The following is a 17,639-nucleotide window of genomic DNA, read 5'->3' as shown; positions in this document are numbered from 1 at the left end:
GCAAGCAGATTTTCAACGATATTCTTCACTTCCGCACGGTTGCGGCCGAGATTCTTGTCATTGTACACCGCTTCCACAATGTCAGCCTTGGTCAGAGCCTTGTTCATGCTTTCCTCCTGCCATTCCTTCCTGATACGGATTTACTATTCCAGACACGAGGCCACTTTCGCGGCCATGGCCTGCATGGCTTCGGCGTCAGGATAATTCCCCTGCTCCCACGCGCCGAGCCCATCCCCGTCGAAACGGGGAATGATGTGCCAATGGATATGAAACATGGTCTGCCCTGCGGACAATCCGTTATTCTGCATGACGTTGAACCCCGTGGCGCCGGTGGCCTTCATGACGGCCGCCCCCAGCTTCTTCAACGCGGAAAACACCGCAGGCGCGATGTCGCAGGATACTTCGAGCATGTCCTTGTAGTGTTTTTTGGGAATCACCAGCGTGTGGCCGGGATGCACGGGAGAAAGATCAAGAAATGCCAGGACAATATCATCCTCATACACCTTCGCGCAGGGAATGTCCCCGTTCGCGATGAGGCAGAAAACACATTTTTCTTCAGACATGACAGTACAGACCTCCAGAGACCCGCGTTTTTTGACACGGGGAAGACCTTGTCATCGTAAGCGCAAGCGATTAGAACATCAAGAGCTTTTCTCCCAAGGAAAAAAAATGTCACCTCTTTCGCCACATTCCGGTCGCGAGGCTCCCTGTGAAGTCCATTTCAATACAGGAGCCAGACAGCACAGAGCCGATCGCATCATTCCGGTATTTTTGCCTTTTCTCGGTTGTCCCTGTCACTGCGTATACTGCGCGCAGGACAAGCAGACAGGAGAAGACGCATCGGAAAACGTTCGTGACATTCTCGAAAAAGCCTGTGCCGCAACGTCCGAAATGCCTCCTTGCCGCGCCGGAGAAAACCGGGAACTCGCCTTTTACGGCGGCACCTTCACAGCTCTTCCATCCGTCGACCGCACATCGTGCCTCGACTTTCTGAGCAGACTTCGCAGGGAAGGACGCATCACGCGCGCCCGCTGCTCCACAAGACCGGATGCGCTTGCCCCAAAGGTGCTGAAAGAGCTTTTGCAAAACGGCGTGGACCTTGTGGAGCTCGGCATACAGAGCTTTGATGACGACGCGCTTGCCCTTTCCCGACGGGGCTACTCGGGCAGGGATGCTGAAGAAGGATGCAGAAAAGTGCACGAAGCCGGACTCTCGCTCGGCGTGCAGCTGCTTCCCGGCATGCCGGGAAGCACTCCGGAGGTCTTTCTTGCCGATGTAAGGAAAGCCCTTTCTCTCTCTCCTTCCTGTCTGCGCTTCTATCCCTGCCTCGTGCCCGAAGGCACCGTACTCGCGCGCTGGTACCGCGAAGGCCGCTACGTTCCATGGACGATAGAAGAAACCGTGAAAACACTGGGAGAAGCCCTTCGTCTCGCCTGGCAGGCGGATGTTTCCGTCATCCGGCTTTCCGTTGCTCCGGAACCAGCCTTCGACGCTGCGCTCCTCGCCGGCCCGAGGCATCCTGCGCTCGGAGCGCTCATTCAGGCGGAAGCGCTTCTTCTCTCCGCAGAAGATGCCGTTCGCAGGCTCGGGCATGCCCCCGTCCGTCTTACGCTGCCGCGTTTCTGTCAGGGTTTCATGTACGGCGACAAAGGCACGCTGAAAGAACGCTGGCAGGCACTCGGCCTGGGACCGGAACGCATCGTGTTCGACAGAAACACCCGCAGCGCGATGCTCTCCTGAGCGGCCCAATCGCACGCTTTCTGTCCCCGGATTCCCTGCAGGGGCAGGAGAAATGCGTCATTTGACCCGTCCGGGACTTGACGCTCCCCCCTTTTAACGTATGTTCCTTGACGACGGAGGCTCAACCTCCCTTTGAAATTCCTACTTGTGAGCGAGCTATGGGCAAGGATCTGATTATCGTGGAGTCACCGGCCAAGGTGAAGACCATCAAGAAATTTCTGGGAAACAAATACATGGTGCAGGCCAGCGTCGGTCACATCCGCGACCTGCCCACCAGAGAAATCGGCGTGGACGAGGCCCACGACTTTGCCCCTCACTATGAAATCATCAAGGGCAAGGAAAAAGTGGTGCGCGATCTGCAGGACGCGGCCTCCAAGGCAGACACCGTCTACCTTGCGCCCGACCCCGACCGTGAGGGCGAGGCCATTGCCTGGCACATCGCCGAAGTCATCAAGAACAAGGCGAAGAACATCAAGCGCATCCAGTTCAACGAAATCACCTCCCGCGCCGTGAAGAACGCGCTGGAACACCCCCACGACATCAACCCCAACCTCTTCGACGCGCAGCAGGCCCGCCGCGTGCTCGACCGTCTTGTGGGTTACAAGATTTCCCCTCTGCTCTGGAAAACCGTAAAGCGCGGCATTTCCGCCGGACGCGTGCAGTCCGTGGCGCTTCGGCTCATCGTGGAGCGCGAGGAGGAACGCCTTGCCTTCGTACCCGAAGAATTCTGGACCTTCCGCGCCCTGCTTGCCGGTGCCACGCCTCCCCCCTTCAAAGCGGAGCTCGTCAAGATAGAAACGAGCTTTGCCAAAAAGCTCAGAGAACTTTCCGACTCCGGCGAAGAGAGCAGGGACAAGGAAAAAAGCTCCCGCAAGATTCTCATTGCCAGCAAGGCCGCGGCGGACGCCATGGAACAGGCCATGGCAGGTCAGCCCTTCGTGGTGTCGCAGATGGAGGAAAAGGAGCGTTCCCGCAATCCGCTGCCGCCTTTCACCACCTCAACGCTGCAGCAGACGGCCAACCAGCGCATAGGCTTCACCTCCAAGCGCACCATGGCCACGGCACAGCGTCTGTATGAAGGCATAGAGCTCGGTGAACGCGGCACCACGGCACTCATTACCTATATGCGTACCGACTCCGTACGCATTGCCGACGAAGCCAAGAAAAGCGCCGCCGAGTACATAGAACAGCATTTCGGCAAGGATTACATGGCTCCCGGAGGCAAGGGGCGATCCTTCAAGGGCAAGACCTCCGCACAGGACGCCCATGAAGCCGTGCGTCCCGTCGACATCACGCTGACCCCTCAGGACGTGAAGGAATTTCTCACTCCCGATCAGTACCGCCTCTACAACCTCATCTGGTGTCGCTTCGTGGCCTCGCAGATGGCCGCCGCCACCTATCATGATACCTCCGTCTCCCTGACCTGCGGTCCCGGTCTGTGGAAGTCAAAGGGCGAACGCCTGCTCTTTCCCGGTTTTCTTGCGGTGATGCCCCGCTCCGTGGACGAAGAGGAAGCAGCGCTTCCCGCCCTTCACGAAGGCGAAGTGGTCACGCTGCAGAAGCTGGAAAAGGAACAGAAGTTCACGCAGCCTGCGCCGCGCTACACCGAAGCCTCCCTTGTCCGGGAACTTGAAGAACGGGGCATAGGCCGTCCTTCCACCTATGCCACCATCATTTCCACCATTGAAGATCGCGAGTACGTGCGCATCGAAGACAAGCACTTCGTGCCCACGGATCTCGGCAAGGTAGTCTGTTCCCAGCTGCGTGATCACTTCGCAAGGCTCATGGACGTGGGCTTCACTGCCGAAATGGAAAACAATCTCGACAAGGTGGCCGATGGAGAACTCGGCTGGGTGGACCTCATGAAGGACTTTTCCAAGGACTTCAACCCCACGCTGGAAGCCGCGGCAAAAAACATGGCCCCGGTGAAGGGAGGCCTCACCACCGACGTCCCCTGCCCCGAATGCGGCAAGCCCCTTGTGGTGAAGTTCGGCAAGAGCGGAGAATTCCTGGCGTGCACGGGCTATCCTGAATGCCGCTACACCACCAATTTCACCCGCGACGAAAAGGGCAGAATCATTCCTCAGGAGCGTCCGAAGGAAGAGCATCAGAAAATGGGCACCTGCCCTAAATGCGGCGGCGACGTCATTCTCAAGCAGTCCCGCACGGGAAGCCGCTTTTTGAGCTGTTCACGCTACCCCGAATGCGATTATGCCGCGCCCTTCTCCACAGGCGTGACCTGCCCCAAGTGCAGCAAGGGAACGCTGGTGGAAAAAAGCTCCCGCAAGGGCAAGCTGTTCTACTCCTGCTCCCGCTACCCTGAATGCGACTACGCCGTATGGGACTGGCCCGTGGCTGAAACCTGCCCGGAATGTCAGTCTCCCATTCTGGTCATCAAGACTACCCGCGCACGCGGTCGTCACATAGCCTGTCCCAATCCCAAGTGCCGGTACACAAGGGAGCTTGACGAAGGACAGAACTGACGTTCGTTTGAAAAATGGCCCGGAAACACATTCGCGGGCCATTTTTTTTGCCTCTGCCGGACTGCCGTCGCATCCGGCAGTCGAACCGACCTTTTCCCCTCCCCCAAACACTTTCACGGCTTCTTGCCGTCGCGACGACCGGCCCCACATCCATACCGAATCCCTGCCCCTTCCTTGGCCATGCTCATGCGCCAAAAAGCATCGTCCGTGCCTTTTCTCGAACATTCTTTATGTCAAGCAAAACTCAGGTCAGGAGTGAACCAAAAACAGACTCAACAACAGGACTTCCAGAACCATTTTTAACCATGTCTCAAAGACATGGACAAAGTTCCGCAAAACCTTACTCTAAGGGCACTCGTGAAGACCACCCTCAAATGGACGGTCACGTTCGTAGCAGGACGCCCTGCGCCCTTCTTTCCGTGCCTGTCCCGGAGCTCTGCCATGGAAAGCCCTTCCTACTGCGCCACCGTTTCTCAAAGCAACAATCCTCTGGCCACGAACGGCATGGTGACCTCTCCCAACCATCTGGCCACACAGGCCGGACTCGACATTCTGCGCCGCGGCGGCAATGCCGTGGACGCCGCCATAGCCACCGCCGTCACGCTTGCCGTGGTCTATCCGCAGATGTGCACGCCCGGGGGGGATAATTTCTGGCTCATCTACAACGCCGGAACCGGCGAACTTCGGGGCCTGAACGCCAGCGGACGCGCGGGAGCCGGGGCGAGCATCGACCTTTACGCCGCCAGAGGCCTTGCGGCCATTCCCCCCCGCGGCTACCTTGCCGCCATCACCGTGCCCGGCGCGGTATCCGGCTGGGACGAGGCCTACCGTTACAGTCAATCCGTTCTCAAGACGGCCATGCCCTGGAAGGAACTTTTCTCCTCGGCCGTTTCCTACGCCGAAAACGGCTTTCCGGTGAGCTCATCCCTGGCCTTCTGGAGCGCCGTGAATGCCGACCCAAACGGCAAGGTGTTTCGCAATCTTCAGAGATTCCCGGAGTTCGCCCGCGTGTTCATGAAGAACGGAAGCCCCCTGGCCGAAGGAGACCTGTTCCGTCAGCCGGATCTTGCCGCCACGCTGAGCATGATTGCTGAGAAGGGCTCTGAAGCATTCTACACGGGCGACATCGCAAAAAAGATTGTGGCGGATATGGAAAAGAACGGCGGCATGCTCACGCTCGAGGACCTCGCTTCACACAAGGCCGACTGGGTCACGCCCCTGCGCGTGAACTACCGGGGGCTTGAGGCCTGCAACCTGCCGCCGAACACGCAGGGCATGGCCTCCCTCGAGATTCTGAACATCCTGAACAATTTCGACGTAAAGGCCATGGGCGAAGGCAGCACGGATTACTATCATGCCATCATCGAGGCCACCAAGGAGGCCTTTGCCGACCGCGACCGCTATCTTTCCGACCCCGCCTTCGTCTCCATTCCTCTGGACGAGCTGCTTTCGGAAGCGCACGGCAAAAGGCAGGCTGCGCGCATCGACATGAAAAAGGCGGCCGACCCCAGGGCTCCTCTGGATCCCAAGGGCGACACCGTCTGGCTCGGCGTGGTGGACAGGGACGGCAACGCCGTCTCTCTCATCCAGAGCATCTATCATGACTTCGGTTCCGGCATCGTGGCCGAAGGTACGGGCGTGCTGCTCCAGAACCGCGGCAGCTTCTTCTCCCTTGATCCGAAGCATGTGAACCGTCTTGAGCCCGGCAAGCGCACCATGCACACGCTCAACCCCGCCATGCTCCTCAAAGACGGCAAACCCTGCCTTGTGTACGGAACCATGGGTGGCGAGGGGCAGCCGCAGACGCAGGCCGCCATTGTGACCCGCGTGGTGGACTTCGGCATGACGCCGCAGGAAGCCATTACCGCTCCCCGCTGGCTTTACGGCCGCACCTGGGGCGCAGCTTCCAACGACGTGAAGCTCGAGGGACGCATTCCCGCTGCCGTGGTCGAGGAACTTGCAAGGCGCGGCCACCCCGTAAGGGTCGTCAAGGACTTCACCGACACCATGGGCCATGCCGGTGCCATTCTCGTTCGTGAAAACGGCGTGCTTCAGGGCGCCGCCGATCCTCGCGGCGACGGCCTCGCGGCGGGATTCTAACGTCTGTTTCCTTCTGTGGAACGGAGCCGTATGCTCCGTTTCTCCCTCTCTTCCGTGAAAAAGTCAGGCAAAAGAGGTCCGAAGTGAAAGGCGGGACGGCTGTTCAGAGACTCTGAAACAACCGTCCCGCCTTTCATGCAGATCCAGCCTGCCGAAACTACAGTTCCACGCTGCCGTCCGGACGTGTCTGACTCTCCGGAGAGCGCTTCGGCTTCAGGCCTTCAACGGCGTCACCGAGTTCCCGCATGGCCCTGCCCATCTGACGCCCGAGGCTTTCGCCGAGCGCCGCCGCACCGTCGCGGGCATCATCCCATGCACGGGACACACGGTCGCCGGCACGCTTTTCCTCCAGAATGTCGAGCGTGCGGGAACCGAGACCTTCAAGACGCAGACCGAGCATTTCAAGACGTTCCCGCGACACCCTGCCGTCCACAAAGGCCTCGCGAACAAGCGGCAGAACTCTGTCCTCATAGTCCGCGGCGGAATACATGTCGCGCAGGATCAGCAGCCCGCCGTATTCGGCCGGCGTAATTTCCGCATCCCGCCACGCCTTCCGTTCCAGATAGACGTTTGCGGCAAAAAAAGCGCACGCCGCAGCCAGCACGACAATGATGATGTTCTTTCCCATGACTGCACCTCCTCGACAGAAAAAACAAACGAAAGACACGGCGTCAGGGCGGCCCGGTACTCAGCGTTCCCGGTACTCGAGCATGCCGCCGTAATATATGCCGTCCTCCTTCACGTGCACCACCGTGGGATACACTTCAACCCCGGACCGCACCGCAAGACGCAAAGCTTCGGCATACTCGGGATCGACGTAGTCGGCCGCGCCGAAACAGCGCCCGTCCGGACGCTGAATGACATACAGCATGGCGGCCCTGCACCCTTCCGACACAAGCCGCATGAGCGTGTGAAGATGCTTTGCCCCTCGGGTCGTGACCGCGTCGGGGAAGGCGGCCACATCGTCTTCCACAAGCGTCACGTTCTTGCATTCCACCCAGAGCTCAGGCAGAGACGGCCCGGAAAGAAGCCCGTCAAGGCGGCTCTCGCCGTTCACCGCCTCACGCCTGAGCGACGCATAGCCTCCGGCCCAGGCAAGCAGCCCTTTTTGAAACATGGCCTCGAGCAGTCTGTTGGGCGCGGACGTGTTCACGCCCACCCAGAAGAAGCCGCTTCCCCGGGGCTGTCCCAGAGCCTCCACCGTCCATTTGAGCTTGCGTGCGGGATTTTGGGCCGGCGACAGCAGTACCGGACAACCCGGACGAAGAAGACCGAGCATGGTACCGGTATTGTTGGTATGCGCCGTCACCACCTCCCCGTCCAGCTCCGCCATCACGAAAAAGCGCTTCTCCCTGCGGATGAACCGACCGACCCGGCAGCCTTCGGGGTACGACAGAAGCAGCGTTTCCATGACTTCCTTCCTTTTCCCTGAAAGGGACACCATGCTGCGACGCTGCATGGAAAGGCGCATGGCGTCCCGGGACAAAAAAGACGCGCAACCGTCTGCCGCAAGGACTTTCATGTACCAAACATCAATTTACAGGCCGCATTGAAGTTGATAGAGTTTATCGTGACCGTCAGGCCTTTTATTGCTCATATCAACCAGGAAGCGCAACCATGAACTTTGCCGAGAGAATGAAAAAGATAACCCCCTCCGCCACCCTTGCCATCAATGCCAAGGCCCTCGAAATGAAGGCGAAGGGCATAGCCGTCACCAGCCTCGCCGTGGGCGAGCCCGACGCCCCCACGCCGCGTCACATATGCGAAGCGGCCAAGAAGGCCATTGATGAAAACTTCACCAAGTACACCCCCGTCAACGGCATCATGGACGTTCGCAACGCGGTCTGCCACTATTTTCAGCGTCAGTATCAGGTGTCGGCAAAGCCTGAAAACGTCATTCTCACCACCGGCGGCAAGCAGTCTCTGGCCAACACGCTTCTCGTCATGCTCAACGACGGCGACGACGTGCTGCTGCCCTGCCCCTACTGGACCAGCTATCCCGACCTCATCCGTCTTGCCGGCGGCAATCCCGTGCTCGTGAAGGCCGACTCCTCCCGCGGCTTCCGCATCGACCCGTCCGATCTCGAAAAGGCCGTCACGCCCAGGACCCGCATGATGATCCTGAATTCTCCCTCCAATCCTACGGGTGTCGCCTACACACAGGAAGAGCTCGACGCGCTCGTCACCTGGTGCTTTGAGCATGATGTTTTCGTGCTGGCCGACGAAATGTATGAGCAGCTCGTATACGACGGCAAACCCGTGAGCGCCTCCCGCTGGTGGGAAAAATATCCTGAAAAGATCGCCATTCTGAACGGTCTGTCCAAGGCCTTCTCCATGCCCGGCTGGCGCGTGGGCTATACGCTCGGCCATGAAGATCTCATCAAGCAGTGCTCCAAGCTGCAGGGGCAGATGACCTCCCATATGTGCTCCATCGCTCAGAAGGCCGCCGTAGCCGCCCTGGACGGCCCCTACGACTGCGTGGAAGACATGCGCCTCTCCTTCCTGCGCCGCCGCGACCTCGCCATGGCCGAAATTTCCACCTGGCCCGGCGTGGTATGCCACCGCCCCGGCGGTGCCTTCTATCTGTTCCCGGACGTGAGCGCGCTCTTTACGCCCGAAATGCCCGACGGCAAGGCCGTCTGCTCCTACCTTCTGGAACAGGCCCGCGTGGCCTGCGTTCCCGGAGAAGCCTTCGGCGATCCGCACTGCATCCGTCTTTCCTACGCCGTTGCCGACGACGTTCTCATGGATGCCCTGCATCGCATAAAGGAAGCCCTGTACCGCTGACAGGACCGGTCCCCCTTGCTGCAGGGCCAAAGCCCCGTATACGTCGGACCTTCATTCCTTGACGAAACTTCGCTCAAAACCTCTTTACCGGATGGTATGTTTATGACTCAGGCTAAACTTGATTGGGCTCATGCATGGCTTGGCGGCGTTGCCGACCGTCCTTCCGACGACTCCCGCTTCATCGAAAAACTGAAGCAGGAGCTGCCGGTACTTCCCTTTCTCGCGCTTCCCTTTGCGGAAGATCTTATTCATCAGCTTGAAATTCATGAAGAATTTCTAAAAAGCTTCAAGCATATGCTGCTGCTTGGCATCGGCGGATCGGCGCTTGGTCCCCGCGCTCTCCAGCGCGCCTTCACCCCCGGACAGGACCGTCCCAACTACGACGGCCCGAGCCTCTGGATCGCCGACAACGTGCATCCCGAATGGCTTCAGGAGCATCTGGACAAGCTCGTGCCCGAAGACACGCTGGTGGTCGTGGTAAGCAAGTCCGGCGGCACCATCGAAACCATAGCCCAGTATCTCATCGTGCTGCCCTGGCTGCAGGCGAAGCTTCCCGGCACCTGGCAGGAGCATCTCTTCGTGGTGACCGATGCCAACAAGGGCTTTTTGCGCGACGAAGTGGACAAGTACGCCCTGCGCTCCCTGCCCGTGCCGGACAATCTCGGCGGCCGCTACTCCGTGCTCTCCGCCGTGGGCATGGTGCCTGCCGTGTTCCTCGGCATGGACTGGAAGGGACTCATTCAGGGCGCCATTTCCGTGGGGCGGCCTCTGGCAGAAAACCCCGACACACTCCTCGAGCATCCTTCCTGGAAGCTTGCCCGCTGGGCATGGCAGATGTCCGAAGCCGGCAAGAGTCAGATCATCTACTTCTGCTACATTCCCGCCTGGTCCACCTTCGGCCCCTGGTTCTGTCAGCTCTGGGCAGAAAGTCTCGGCAAGGACGGCAAGGGCACCATGCCCATTCCCGCCACGGGCGTGACCGATCAGCACTCTCTGCTTCAGATGTTCCTCGACGGTCCCAAGGACAAGATCTGCCTCTTCGTCAGCACCCCCGCCAACCAGAATCTGCTGCCCATGCCCACCAAGCTGCCCGAACAGTGGCAGTACCTGAAGGGCCACACCTTCGGCGACATTCTTGATGCCGAAACCCTGGCCACCCGCGCTACGCTGGCTCAGAAGGACGTGCCCGTCGTTCATCTCGACATGCCCGATGAAAGCGCCTTTTCCGCCGGCAAGATGATGATGCTGCTTGAAGCCGCCACCATCTTTACCGGCTGGCTCATGGGCATCAATCCTGTGGATCAGCCCGCCGTGGAAAACGGCAAGAAGCTGGCCCGCGCCCGTCTCGGCATGCCCGGTTCCGAGGAAGACGCGGCAAGACTGGCCATGTTCACCGCCATTCCGTCGCAGACCATGGACTTCTAGTCCCGACCGATGCAAAAGGCCGCATCTTCTGCCTGTGCCGAAGATGCCGTGCCTGACACCATGAACGCCCTCACACGCCGGTAACGACGCGAAGGCAACAAGACCCGGATTCAGGAGGGGGAGGCTCTACCTCCCCCTCTTCCATCGGAAACGTCCCGGCGACGCTTACGTTTTTTGAAGGAATTTCCATGGATGACGCAAGTCAGAACAGCGCAGAAAACAAACTGCCGTTCAATCTGGCCAAATTCTTTTCCTACATTTCGCTGGTGCTGATTCTCATTTCCAGCGTCATCCTCACGCTTTTCATAGGCAGCACCATGAACCGCTCCATGCTGGAAAGCCAGCAGGAATACGCGCTGCTGCTCGCGGACAACATCAACCGACAGATCTTCCGCAAGTTCACGCTTCCCGTCACTTACGCCTCAGGACGCGTGGCTCTTTCCAATCCCGCTCAGTACAAGCTGCTCGACGAGGTCATACAGTCGCAGCTGCATGGCCTTCAACTGGAAAGTGTGCGTCTTTTCGACGACCACTACACCATCCTGTATTCCACGGATCCCAAGGAAGTGCGCCGCACCGACATGTATACCGCGGGCATTCCGCTGGTATTCGAGGGCAAGCCCCATCACTTCGACGTGCTCTCTTCCATTCCCTACGCGCAGGCGCTCATCACGCCGAATCTGGAAAAAGGCACCTTTCTGCTGCGCACCATCTTTCCGCTTACCGTGGATTCCGACTTTCAGGGCCTCAGACTGCACGGTCAGCCCGTGCCCGTGCTGGGCGTGCTGGAAATCGTGCAGGACATGACTCCCCAGTACCGGGGAACCATCCGCTCTCAGTGGCTCATCATCACGGGTTTTCTCATCTCCACGCTCATACTCTTTTTCCTGCTTCACTTCGTGGCGCGGAAGGCCGAATATACCCTGAGTCGACGCATGGCCATGAATCGCCAGCTCGAAGCCCAGCTTCATCAGGCGGAAAAGCTGGCCAGCATGGGCCGCATGGTTGCCTCCATAGCCCATGAAATCAGAAACCCGCTGGGCATCATCCGCTCGAGCTCGGAATTTCTCATTCGTCGTCACAAGATCGAAGACGCCACCACGCAGGCCATGCTTTCCGCCATTTACGATGAATCCTGCCGTCTCGGCACCACGGTGAACGACTTTCTGGACTATGCCCGCCCGCGGCAGCCGAGACAGGACGTCGTGAGTCTTCAGGACCTCATCAACAAGGCCATGGCGTTTCTCGGCGGAGAGTTTCAACGTCAGGGCGTAGAGGTGCACATCAACGTCGCTCCAGACATCACCGTTCTCGGTGACGCCGACCTCCTTTACCGCGCCTTCTACAACATTCTTGCCAACGCGCAGCAGGCCATGCAGGGCAAGGGTGAAATTTTCATCGACAGCGTGCTCTCCACGGACGGACGGACAGTGCTCACCTTCCGGGACACGGGCCCCGGCTTCAGCGAGGACTCGCTTTCCAAGGCCATGGACCCGTTCTTCACCACCAAGGACAACGGCACCGGTCTCGGCCTGCCCATCGTACAGGCCATCATCGACTCGCACGGCGGCAGCATGAAGCTGGCCAACGCTCCGCAGGGCGGAGCCTTCATAACCATAAGCTTCCCCACACGACAGCCGTCGGAAGAACAAGGACAGAAACATGAGTGACATATCCCACATTCTCGTCATCGATGACGAGAAGAACTATCTCATCGTCATGGAAGCGCTGCTCAAGGACGCCGGATATGAGGTAACAGCCCTCAACGATCCGGAAATGGCGCTGCATTTTCTGGACGAATCGGAAGTCGACGTTGTCATCACCGACATGAAGATGCCGAAACTCTCGGGCAAGGAAGTGCTCCAGCGCATCAAAAAGTCCTGGCCCGATCTGCCCGTGCTCATCATGACGGCCTTCGGCAGCATTGAAAACGCGGTGGAAGCCATGCGCTACGGCGCCTTCGACTACATCACCAAACCCTTTGCCAACGACGAACTTCTGCTCTCCGTGCACAACGCCGTGGAGCTCTCCAAGGCACACCGTCAGTACAAGCTGCTTCAGGAGTCGCTGGAGGAACGCTACCGTACCCATCATATCATCGGAAAATCCAAGGCCATCAGAAACACGCTCTCCATCGTGGATCGCGTGGCCGTCAGCCGTTCCACGGTGCTCATTACCGGCGAATCCGGCACAGGCAAGGAGCTTGTGGCAAGAGCCATCCATTTCAGCTCTCCACGCAAGGAAGGTCCCTTCGTCTCGGTCAACTGCATGGCCTTCAACTCCGGCGTGCTGGAAAGCGAGCTCTTCGGCCATGAAAAGGGATCCTTCACCGGCGCGGTAGCCACACGCCGGGGACGCTTCGAACAGGCGGACCACGGAACGCTGTTTCTCGATGAAGTGGGCGAACTCAGCATGGATCTGCAGGTAAAGCTGCTGCGCGTGCTGCAGGAACGCGTGTTCGAGCGCGTGGGCGGCACCGAGCCCATCAGCGTGGACATCCGCGTAGTGGCCGCCACGAACCGGGATCTTTCCAAAATGGTGGAGGAAGGCACCTTCCGCGAAGACCTGTTCTATCGTCTCAATGTGGTGCAGATCCACATTCCGCCGCTGCGCGAGCGCAGGGAAGACATTCCCCTGCTTATCGCCCACTTCACGGAAAAAATCGCTGAAGACAACGGCATTCCCACCAAAAGCTTCAGTCCCGAAGCGCAGAACTACCTTACCGGCTATGACTGGCCGGGCAACATCCGCCAGCTTCAGAACGTGCTTGAGGGCTGCATGGTCATGGTCCCCGGTCCGGTCATCGGCGTGGAAGATCTGCCTCCGGAAATACGCGGCGAGGAATCGCAGTTCAAGAGCGCCGTGGACCTGCTGCCCGTGGAGCTCAATCTGGCCGATACGCTGGACAAGATAGAGGCCGCCCTCATCAAGCGTGCTCTCGTGCGAGCCGACTTCGTGCAGGCCCACGCTGCGGAACTGCTCGGCATATCCCGCAGTCTCATGCAGTACAAACTGAAGAAGTACAACATCACGGGTCACTGATCGACTCTTTGTGCCGGAAGGCCGCCCCGCGCATCCAAGTACGCACGGGACAGCTCATTTACCACACCTGAAATACCTTCCAGGGAGCGGACGTCAAAAGTCCGCTCCCTTTTTCGACCTGACGAAACACCGGACGCCGCGTCCGGATAAAAAGGCCTCTGACCTTCCCCGCTTGAAACAGCACCGCTCTGCGTTCATGCGGCATGCCTGCGGCACAGGGTATCCCGGGACACACGTTTTCGGCACAGCATTTTCCTGTCCTTTCCCGAACCGGAGCGGTCGAATTCCCCGTTTCTTTCGAGCAGCACTCCCGCTTCTTTCCGAAAAACTTCTTCCGTCAACAAGATTCCCTTTCTCATACGGATGCTAAGGCCAGCAAAGCTCCGGCCTTCCAGAGCCGTCTTGCTCCCGCCCTCTAAAAAAATAATGATTTCTGACGACAAGCCCCCTACACGGCCAAAACGCCTCCCCCTGAGTTTTCAACGCTCAGGAGTGTTTCACGTGAAACATGATCAATGTTCGGCTTGAATGTTTCACGTGAAACACTCCTTGCATTTACCCATGGCAGCGTTTATGTAAAAAAAGAATTTGGGAAAGGAGCTTGAAACTTGGCCAGAATCATTGCTGTTGCCAACCAGAAAGGCGGCGTGGGCAAAACCACCACGTCTGTCAACCTTTCCGCCTCTCTGGCTATCATGGAAAATCGTGTATTGCTGGTCGATTGCGACCCACAGGCGAACTCTACAAGCTCGCTCGGCTTCGATCAGCAGAACCTTTCGCGCAATCTCTATACGGCGCTCTGCGGCACGTCCACACTGGAAGAAACGCTTCTTCCCACGGCGACGCCCTATCTCTCGCTGCTGCCCTCATCCACGGATCTCGTCGGCATTGAAATAGAACTCGTAGACAAGATGGCCCGGGAATTCTATCTTGCCGACCTGCTCGGACAGATAGCCGACAACTACGACTACATCATCATCGACTGCCCTCCCTCCCTCGGCCTCATCACCATCAATACGCTGTGTGCCGCTCACGAAATTCTCATTCCCCTGCAGTGCGAATTTTTCGCCCTTGAAGGCATCGTCAAACTGCTGCACACCTATGAGCAGGTGCGCAAGCGCCTCAACAAGGAACTGAAGATTCTGGGAGTGCTTCTCACCATGTACGACTCGCGCAACAAGCTGGCCCGTCAGGTGAAGGCAGAGGCGGAACGCTGCTTCCCCAAGCATATGTTCAAAACCGTCATTCCCAGGAATGTGCGCCTGTCCGAAGCTCCCAGTCACGGTAAGTCCATACTTCACTACGACATCAAGTCAAAAGGAGCGGAAGCCTATCTTGAACTTGCCCGCGAGGTCGTGCACAAAACCGCACTGCCTTAGCCCGGACAGACGTTTTCTGCTCCCTCAGCTCTCTGAGCTGCCCTTCACCGACACCATGAAGCGTCGAAAGGACGAAAGCCGCGGAGCGCCTCCCTGCCATGAGGGACACCTTTTTCCACACTATGTTTCAGTCCACCGCAGGCGCAGAACGGAAAACGCCCTGCGATAATGGAGGTTCCATGAACATCCCTGAACGCGGCCTCGGACGGGGCCTGAGCTCTCTGCTCAGCTCCGCCGCAGAGACCAGCAGCGAAGAGCCCAGAAAGCTGGCCCTCACCCAGCTTGTCCCCGGCAAGCATCAGCCCCGCAAGGTTTTTGACAACAACGCCCTCGGAGAGCTGGCCGTTTCCATCAAAAATCAGGGCGTCATTCAGCCTCTTCTGGTACGTCTTCTGCCCGGAATGCCCCAGCGGTATGAAATCGTGGCAGGCGAGCGGCGCTGGCGCGCGGCCCGCATGGCAGGTCTGACGGAAGTACCCGTCATCGTGACGGAATACGACGACAAGGAAGCCATGACCGTGGCTCTTGTGGAAAATCTTCAGCGTGAAGACCTCAACCCCATGGAAGAGGCCGAAGCGCTCCAGGCCCTGCGCAAAGCCCATAATCTGAGTCAGGAAGCCCTGGCGGAGCAACTGGGAAAAAGCCGCTCGGCCGTTGCCAACGCCCTGCGCCTGCTCCAACTCTCCTCCGCCATGCAGGACGCACTTGCACGCGGCGACATCAGCGCAGGACACGCCCGCGCCCTGCTCTCCATAGGCGACGACAAGCTCCGGGAGGCATTGTACGAGGCCATCGTGCGACATAATCTGTCCGTTCGTGAGGCCGAAGCCGCCGCCGATACCTGCAAGCGCACCGGAAGGCTTCCGGAAAAACTCGCCCCCGAGCAGAGCCCCACGCCCCGAACGGCCCGCGCCCCGAAGCCCGAGCTCATCAAAAAACTTCAGAATCTCCTTCGACAGAACAGCGGTACCAGAGCCACCATCAGAGGCAACGAACAGCAGGGCCGCATACAGATTCCCTACACAAGTCCCGAAGAACTGGCCCGTATTCTCAGCCTTCTCGGACTGAACGAGGAAGAGAAATAAAAAGAGAAGAAACAGAAAAAACGGGTAAGCGCAGGGCTTCGCCCCGCACTCCGCATGGGAAAATAGTGTCCCCATGCTCCCTTGTTTTCGGGCGCGCCTCTTCGGCGCGCCCTCGACATTAAAAAGGCCGCGGAGCGCAACGCGACCTGAAAAATTACCAGGAAAGCCAGCAGCGCACAAACGCCCCGCTCAATCGGCTTTTCTAAGAACGGCCAGAAAAAGGGCGTCCTGCCCCGGGAAAAGGGGAAGAACGAGCCTCTGTTCCTCCAGACGGCAGGTGCGGCCCTTGCTTGCAAGAAAACGGGAAATCTGCTCCTCGTTTTCCTCGCGATTCAGCGCGCAGGTCACATAGAACAGCGCGCCGCCGGGCAAAAGCCGTTCCCAAGCGTGTTCAAGTATCTCGGCCTGCACGCGCGCAACTTCGGCACAACGTTCCGGGGAAAGGCGCAGCCTAAGCTCGGCATTGCGCGCCAGCGTTCCTGTACCGCTGCATGGAACATCCAATAATATCAATGGGAAAGACTCTTCAACATCCTGTGCCTGGCCATAGTGTAGCCTCGGCCACGGCAGACCAAGGCGCAAGAGGGAAGCCTTGAGTTCCTCCAGCCGGAAGTCCGCCGGTTCGCTGGCAAGCTCCACCTTTACCCCTTTTTCCAGAAGGGCCGTGGTCTTGCCGCCCCGCCCGCAGCAGGCATCCCACAAAGGAGCTTCGGCAAGCGTTTCACTGCCGAGAATCCACTCGGCCAGGTGTTCTGCGACAAGCTGAGACGATGCCCCCTGCCGCGTCAGGTTGCCCTGCTTTTCAAAGGTTGCCAGAAGCCCCTGTTCCTTTGCTGCTTCCGCCCTATTTTTGTCCAGCCCCTGCGCAGAAAAACCGCCCAGCCCCACGGGAGCGTATCCGCGTTCGATCCAGTGCTGAACGAGCATTTCGCCCCACGCCCTGGACAGGTTCGCGCGCCAGCACGGCGCAGGATGTTCAAGCGTATTCGCCGCCATCAGGCAGGCCTGTCTGCGACCGTAGTGCTTCTCCCACATTCCGGTGAGCCAGAGAGGCAGAGACGCGGCCCGGGCCATGCCCTCCGCGTCGAGAGTTGCTCTCATGAGCGCCTCTTCCTCCTGACGCAAAGCGGAGCGAAGCGCCTGGGATTCCCTGTCGACGGCGCGAAGCACGCCGTTGACCAGTCCGCCCAGTCCCTGTCCGAAACGACGCCTGGCCAGATTGACCAGCTCGTTCACCGTGGCCCGGGCGGGAATGCCGTCCATGAAAAGAATTTCATACGCGCCGAGCCTGAGCAGCATGCGCACCTGAAAGGAAAGCGCCTCCGGCTTTTTCAGAAAGCCGGCCAGGGCAAAGTCCAGCGCCGCGTGACGACGAAGCACGCCGTACGTCAGCTCGGAAAGCAGTGCCGTGTCACGCCCGTCCATGGCGACGGACTGCGCATGCCGGGCAAGCATGACCGGAAGAGGCGTCGAGTCTTCAGGATGTCGGAAGAGCTGATGCAGAATGTCCAGAGCGCCTTTTCGGGCGCCGGAAGAAGTCTGATTCTGAGGCGTTTTTTTCTTTTTTTCGACCATTGACTCGCGCCTTCGCTCATTCG

13 protein-coding genes are annotated in these 17,639 nt (G+C 59.0%); 9 read left to right on the top strand and 4 right to left on the bottom strand.

From position 1 onward, the window contains the following. Positions 1–143: 143 nt before the first annotated feature. Entirely contained in the window at positions 144–563 is a 420-nt protein-coding gene (locus tag Q0J81_RS02430; protein WP_294445848.1) for an HIT family protein, read from the bottom strand. 106 nt (positions 564–669) lie between these two features. On the opposite strand from Q0J81_RS02430, the gene Q0J81_RS02425 reads away from it, so the two are divergent. The 3 genes from Q0J81_RS02425 to ggt all read left to right on the top strand — a co-directional run bounded on the left by Q0J81_RS02425 (position 670) and on the right by ggt (position 6,323). Beyond that, complete coding sequence (locus Q0J81_RS02425; RefSeq protein WP_294445846.1) at positions 670–1,740, top strand: radical SAM protein; 1,071 nt, start codon at positions 670–672, stop codon at positions 1,738–1,740. Between the two features lie 158 nt (positions 1,741–1,898). After that, positions 1,899–4,223 carry a type I DNA topoisomerase gene (topA, locus tag Q0J81_RS02420; protein ID WP_294445844.1) on the top strand — a complete coding sequence of 775 codons (2,325 nt, stop codon included), beginning with the start codon at positions 1,899–1,901 and terminating at the stop codon, positions 4,221–4,223. A gap of 441 nt (positions 4,224–4,664) precedes the next feature. Next, a complete protein-coding gene (gene ggt / locus Q0J81_RS02415; RefSeq protein WP_294445843.1) occupies positions 4,665–6,323 on the top strand; it encodes a gamma-glutamyltransferase in 1,659 nt (552 codons plus the stop codon). A gap of 157 nt (positions 6,324–6,480) precedes the next feature. Here the strand turns inward: ggt and Q0J81_RS02410 are convergent, their stop codons facing one another. Both Q0J81_RS02410 and sfsA read right to left on the bottom strand, forming a co-directional pair. Further along, complete coding sequence (locus Q0J81_RS02410; RefSeq protein ID WP_294445842.1) at positions 6,481–6,951, bottom strand: hypothetical protein; 471 nt, start codon at positions 6,949–6,951, stop codon at positions 6,481–6,483. Between the two features lie 60 nt (positions 6,952–7,011). Next, positions 7,012–7,734 carry a DNA/RNA nuclease SfsA gene (sfsA, locus tag Q0J81_RS02405; protein ID WP_294445841.1) on the bottom strand — a complete coding sequence of 241 codons (723 nt, stop codon included), beginning with the start codon at positions 7,732–7,734 and terminating at the stop codon, positions 7,012–7,014. Positions 7,735–7,940: 206 nt separating this feature from the next. Here sfsA and Q0J81_RS02400 point away from each other — a divergent pair, with 206 nt between their 5' ends. From Q0J81_RS02400 to Q0J81_RS02375, 6 genes are all read left to right on the top strand, one after another. Beyond that, entirely contained in the window at positions 7,941–9,110 is a 1,170-nt protein-coding gene (locus Q0J81_RS02400) for a pyridoxal phosphate-dependent aminotransferase (protein ID WP_294445840.1), read from the top strand. 102 nt (positions 9,111–9,212) lie between these two features. Continuing rightward, positions 9,213–10,535: a glucose-6-phosphate isomerase gene (locus tag Q0J81_RS02395; protein ID WP_294445839.1), complete on the top strand. Its 1,323-nt coding sequence runs from the start codon at positions 9,213–9,215 to the stop codon at positions 10,533–10,535. Between the two features lie 188 nt (positions 10,536–10,723). Continuing rightward, positions 10,724–12,205, top strand: coding sequence for an ATP-binding protein (locus Q0J81_RS02390; RefSeq protein ID WP_294445838.1), 1,482 nt, complete (start codon positions 10,724–10,726; stop codon positions 12,203–12,205). Then, a complete protein-coding gene (locus Q0J81_RS02385) occupies positions 12,198–13,577 on the top strand; it encodes a sigma-54 dependent transcriptional regulator (RefSeq protein ID WP_294445837.1) in 1,380 nt (459 codons plus the stop codon). Before Q0J81_RS02390 ends, Q0J81_RS02385 begins: the two co-directional genes overlap by 8 nt. Positions 13,578–14,185: 608 nt before the next feature. Further along, positions 14,186–14,956: an AAA family ATPase gene (locus tag Q0J81_RS02380; protein ID WP_294445836.1), complete on the top strand. Its 771-nt coding sequence runs from the start codon at positions 14,186–14,188 to the stop codon at positions 14,954–14,956. Positions 14,957–15,135: 179 nt separating this feature from the next. Next, positions 15,136–16,041 (top strand): ParB/RepB/Spo0J family partition protein, encoded by a 906-nt coding sequence (locus Q0J81_RS02375; RefSeq protein ID WP_294445835.1) that lies wholly within the window; start codon positions 15,136–15,138, stop codon positions 16,039–16,041. A gap of 189 nt (positions 16,042–16,230) precedes the next feature. Here the strand turns inward: Q0J81_RS02375 and Q0J81_RS02370 are convergent, their stop codons facing one another. Then, entirely contained in the window at positions 16,231–17,616 is a 1,386-nt protein-coding gene (locus Q0J81_RS02370) for a transcription antitermination factor NusB (protein ID WP_294445834.1), read from the bottom strand. Between the last annotated feature and the right edge of the window lie 23 nt (positions 17,617–17,639).

This window comes from uncultured Mailhella sp., assembly GCF_944324575.1.
GTDB lineage: Bacteria > Desulfobacterota > Desulfovibrionia > Desulfovibrionales > Desulfovibrionaceae > Mailhella.
The sequence above is the reverse complement of the archived record's forward strand: the minus strand, read 5'-3'. Positions and strand labels throughout refer to the sequence as shown.

Excerpts from the sequence above, each read along its gene's own strand:
- Q0J81_RS02395 (WP_294445839.1), top strand. The coding sequence starts at position 9,213 with ATGACTCAGGCTAAACTTGATTGGGCTCATGCATGGCTTGGCGGCGTT.
- Q0J81_RS02425 (WP_294445846.1), top strand. The coding sequence starts at position 670 with ATGTCACCTCTTTCGCCACATTCCGGTCGCGAGGCTCCCTGTGAAGTC.
- Q0J81_RS02390 (WP_294445838.1), top strand. The coding sequence starts at position 10,724 with ATGGATGACGCAAGTCAGAACAGCGCAGAAAACAAACTGCCGTTCAAT.
- Q0J81_RS02385 (WP_294445837.1), top strand. The coding sequence starts at position 12,198 with ATGAGTGACATATCCCACATTCTCGTCATCGATGACGAGAAGAACTAT.
- Q0J81_RS02410 (WP_294445842.1), bottom strand. The coding sequence starts at position 6,951 with ATGGGAAAGAACATCATCATTGTCGTGCTGGCTGCGGCGTGCGCTTTT.
- Q0J81_RS02375 (WP_294445835.1), top strand. The coding sequence starts at position 15,136 with ATGAACATCCCTGAACGCGGCCTCGGACGGGGCCTGAGCTCTCTGCTC.
- Q0J81_RS02370 (WP_294445834.1), bottom strand. The coding sequence starts at position 17,616 with ATGGTCGAAAAAAAGAAAAAAACGCCTCAGAATCAGACTTCTTCCGGC.
- Q0J81_RS02400 (WP_294445840.1), top strand. The coding sequence starts at position 7,941 with ATGAACTTTGCCGAGAGAATGAAAAAGATAACCCCCTCCGCCACCCTT.
- sfsA (WP_294445841.1), bottom strand. The coding sequence starts at position 7,734 with ATGGAAACGCTGCTTCTGTCGTACCCCGAAGGCTGCCGGGTCGGTCGG.
- topA (WP_294445844.1), top strand. The coding sequence starts at position 1,899 with ATGGGCAAGGATCTGATTATCGTGGAGTCACCGGCCAAGGTGAAGACC.
- ggt (WP_294445843.1), top strand. The coding sequence starts at position 4,665 with ATGGAAAGCCCTTCCTACTGCGCCACCGTTTCTCAAAGCAACAATCCT.
- Q0J81_RS02430 (WP_294445848.1), bottom strand. The coding sequence starts at position 563 with ATGTCTGAAGAAAAATGTGTTTTCTGCCTCATCGCGAACGGGGACATT.